The 3,943-nt window shown below is 72.6% G+C and carries 4 protein-coding genes; 2 read left to right on the forward strand and 2 right to left on the reverse strand.

What is annotated here, in order from left to right:
* A partial coding sequence (locus tag IRZ18_08830; GenBank protein MBX5477209.1) for an oligoendopeptidase F occupies positions 1 to 200 on the reverse strand: 200 nt, incomplete at its 3' end.
* A 136-nt stretch (positions 201 to 336) separates the two neighbouring features.
* The gene (locus IRZ18_08835) at positions 337 to 1,587 is read right to left on the reverse strand and encodes an MFS transporter (protein ID MBX5477210.1); all 1,251 of its coding nucleotides are present in this window, start codon (positions 1,585 to 1,587) and stop codon (positions 337 to 339) included.
* 155 nt (positions 1,588 to 1,742) lie between these two features.
* On the opposite strand from IRZ18_08835, the gene IRZ18_08840 reads away from it, so the two are divergent.
* A complete protein-coding gene (locus IRZ18_08840) occupies positions 1,743 to 2,639 on the forward strand; it encodes a LysR family transcriptional regulator (GenBank protein ID MBX5477211.1) in 897 nt (298 codons plus the stop codon).
* 95 nt (positions 2,640 to 2,734) lie between these two features.
* Positions 2,735 to 3,781 (forward strand): selenide, water dikinase SelD, encoded by a 1,047-nt coding sequence (gene selD / locus IRZ18_08845; protein ID MBX5477212.1) that lies wholly within the window; start codon positions 2,735 to 2,737, stop codon positions 3,779 to 3,781.
* The last annotated feature ends 162 nt before the right edge of the window (positions 3,782 to 3,943 follow it).

Below are 3,943 nucleotides of genomic sequence, written 5' to 3' on the forward strand. Positions count from 1 at the left end.
AGCAGGGCGTCCCGCGCCTGCAGGCACGCCAGCAGCGCGGACGGCCCCTCGGCGAGGCGCCCGCGGAAGGCGGCGACGCGCGCCACGTCCTCGTCCAGGCGTTGCAGGTCGGCTTCCCAGGCCTCGTCCGAGGCGTAGATGTGCGACAGGTCCCAGGTGAGCTCAACGGGGACTTCCGCGCGGGACAACCGCTTCTCCATTGCATCGTCCCTCCTCGACATATTTCGTGACACGAAAGACGTCGCGTGCATGGTTCGGGGGGCGTGGTCGAATTCCTTTTCGCAAACGGACGCACACGGGCGACGGCCATCGAGGCGTGCTCCGCAAGCGGAGCCGTCACGCGGCGGACGCGGCGCGGGACAGCGGGCGGGGTCCGCGGACCGTGGCTCTCGCTGCGGCCGCGAGGACGATCATGAACCCCCCGGCGACGGCGATGCCCGCGCCCGGGTGCCACGCGCGCAGCGCCTGGCCTGCGAGGAGCAGTCCGACCGCGCCCGCCGCGTGGATGATGAAGCGCTGCACCGCGAACACGCGTCCCAGGCTGGCGCCGGGCAGGGCCGCGCCCACGTACCCGTCGATGACGATGTGGGAGACCGGCCCGCCGACGCCCGCGAATGCGACCGCCGCGAGCGCCACCGGCAGGGACGGGGCCAGCCCCAGGCCCACGAAGCCCGCACCCATCACCGCGACGGCCAGGAGATAGGCCTTGAGCGGATGCCGTCCCCAGCCCAGGTTGCCTCCCGCGAAGTTCCCGAGCAGGTTGCCGACCCCGTACGCGGCGATCAGCAGGCCCCAGGCGCCCGCGTCATCGTGGAACCGGCGGTCGACGAGAAGCGGCGCGCCCAGCGTGTAGAATCCCCAGGCCAGGTTGACCAGCCCGCGGACGGGAAAGGCCACGCGCAGCACGGGATCGCGCCACGCGAGCGCCCAGCCCTCCGCCAGCTCCCGCCAGCGGAGGGGCTGCCGGGCGCCGCCGCCGCGCGCCCCCGCCTCCCCCCGGGCGGTCGCGCCCACGGTCCGCAGGATCCACGCGAATCCGCACGCGGACACGAAGAAGCTCAGCGCGTCCAGCGTGAAGAAGTGGACGATCGGGATGAAGGAGAGCAGGAGGCCGGCGAAGCCCGGCCCCAGCACGCGGGCCAGCCGCTCCGTCAGGTCCATCAACCCCGTCAGGCCGCGCAGGGCGGACGCCGTGACCAGGGACGGCAGGCTCGCCTGCAGCGCCGGGGCGAACAGCGCGCCCATCGAGGACAGCGCGAGCCCGAAGGCGACGAGCGTCCACGGCGTCATGTGCCCCGTGAGATACAGCAACGGCAGCGCGGCCACGAGCGCGCCGCGGATCAGGTCCAGGGCCAGGACGAGGCGCAGCCGGTCGACGCGGTCGATCCACGCACCGCCGAAGAAGCCGACCACGGCGACGGACACGTAGCCCGCGACAGCCACGAGGCTCATCATCGCGGTCGAGCCCGTCAGCTGGTAGACGAGCCACAGCTCCGCCATGTCGTACAGCCGGTTGCCCGCGGCCGACGCGAGCTGGCCGATCCACAGCGCGAGCGTCGTCGGTTGGCGAAGAAGGCTTGCGTACACGAGCGGTTCGTCCTTTCCAGGCGCGGCGTCCAGGGCGGACGCGGCGCCGGCTGTGATCACGAACCACGGTACGGCCCGCGAAGAACATCGGGAAGGACAATATTTGCGATTTGACATATCGAAATCCGTGATGGCACTTGCACAGGGGGAGTCCCATGGAGCTCCGCGACATGGAGATCTTCGAGGCGGTCGCGCGGAACCGCAGCATCTCCGCGGCGGCGCTGGAGCTGCGCATGGCGCAGCCGTCGGTGAGCGCCCGCGTCCAGCGCTTGGAGCGGGAGCTGGGCGCGCTCCTGCTGAAGCGCACGCGGAGGGGCGTCGAGCTGACCGAGGCGGGTTTCCGGTTCCTGACCTACGCGGAACGTTGCCTCAGCCTGGCCGCCGAGGCGCGGGAGGTCCTGGCCGACCCGCCGTCCGCGGCGAGGCTGCGCCTGAGCGCGCCGCCGTCGGTGGCGGAACTGTGGTTTCCGATCGTCCTTCCGAAACTGGTCGAGGCCGGCGTGGAGGTGTGGACATACACCGACCACTCGCCCCGCGTGATGCAGCAGCTGCTGGACGACCGGATCGACGCCGGCATCTGCCTGGCCGGGCCGACCGTCCCCGGCATCGCAGTCCGCCCGGTGCGACGCATCCCCGTCGTCGGCGTGTGCCGCGCCGACCACCCCTTGGCCGCGGCGGACGGGGAGCGGGTGACGGTCGAGCGCCTCGTCCAGGAGCGGCTGGCCGTCTACAGTTTCGGCGAAGGCGCGAACGACCTGCGCGACCGGCTCCGCGCCGCCGGCTGGCGCGGCCCGTACGCGAAGGTGACGCCGGCGGAGGTGGCCCGCCGGCTGGTACTGGATCAGAACGTGATCTCGTTCCTGCCGGAGACCATCGTGCGGCGGGACCTGGACCGCAGCCGGATGAAGCGGCTGGCGGTGGAGGGATTGCCGGACTACGCGTGGGATGTGGTCGTCATCTACCGCGAAAGGAAGAACCTCGACCCGTCGCTGGAGCTGCTCTTCCACCTCCTGGGGGCGGGCGGACGCCACGACCGGCCCGCGTTGCGCTAACCTGGGAACAGGTCGAGCGTGGGTCCCGTGGGGGGTCCGCGCGCGACCGCCACGCCGGCATGCGGAGGAGCATGGCGGAGGAGGGGGTGACCCGCATGGCGGACGAGCTTCGCCTGACGCAGATGACGGCCAAGGCCGGGTGAGGGTGCAAGCTGGGTCCGGGGGACCTGCAGAACATCCTGGCCGGCATCCGCGTCGCGGCCGACGACCCGAACGTGCTCCTCGGCCTCGCGGCGCCGGACGACGCCGGCGTCTACCGGCTGGGCGACGACCTCGCCATCGTGCAGACGGTCGACTTCTTCACGCCGGTCGTCGACGACCCGTACGACTTCGGCCAGATCGCGGCGGCCAACGCGCTTTCGGACGTCTACGCCACGGGCGGCCGGCCGCTGACCGCGCTCAACCTCCTCGCCGTCCCGGCCGGGAAGCTGCCGGACGAGTTCGTCGGCCGCATCCTCCAGGGCGGCATGGACAAGATCCGTGAGGCGGGCGCGGTCGTCATCGGCGGCCACTCGATCGACGACCCGGAGCCGAAGTTCGGCTACGCGGTGACAGGCATCGCCCATCCCGAGCGGCTGCTCACCAAGGCGGCCGCGCGCCCCGGGGACGTGCTCGTCCTGACGAAGCCGATCGGCGTCGGCGTCCTCACGACGGCGATCAAGAAGGCGGACGTGACGGAGGCGGTCGTGCGGCGCGTCACCCGGGTGATGGCGGCGCTGAACCGCGTGGGGGAGCGGCTGCCGGAGCTGGGCGTGCGCGCCGCGACCGACGTGACGGGATTCGGGCTGCTCGGCCACGCGGCGGAAATCGCGCGCGAGAGCGGCGTCGGCCTCGTGATCCGCGCCGGCGACGTGCCGGTGCTGGACGAAGCCTGGGATTACGCGCGCCAGAACCTCTTCCCGGGCGGCAGCCGCAACAACGCCCGGCACGTCGCGGCGGTGGTCGACTTCGACGAGGCGCTGGCGGACGTGCAGCGCATGATCCTGTGCGACGCCGTCACCTCGGGCGGGCTGCTCATCGCGGTGCCGCGGGAGCGGCTGGACGCGGTGCTGGCCCTGCTCGAAGAGTTCGGGACCCCGTCGCGCGCCGTGATCGGCGAGGTGACGGACGGGCCGCGCGGCCGCATCCGCGTCGAGCGGTGACGAGCGGCGGAGTGGTGCGGCGGCCGCGCGGGGAAGCGCGGCGCCGGCCCTGGGCCGCGGCGGGCCGGGCGCCATCTGTTCGAGTGCCGAAGAAGCATGGTACATTCCAGTGCGGCCGCCCCCGGGCCCCCCCCCCCCAACCAATGGCCGGGATACCCCCGT

This window comes from Clostridia bacterium, assembly GCA_019683875.1.
In the GTDB taxonomy this organism is placed as follows: Bacteria; Bacillota; Sulfobacillia; order RBS10-35; family Bu92; genus Bu92.

What these genes read in the sequence shown, in the direction of transcription:
- IRZ18_08840 (MBX5477211.1), top strand. Translation starts at nt 1,743, where the DNA reads ATGGAGCTCCGCGACATGGAGATCTTCGAGGCGGTCGCGCGGAACCGC.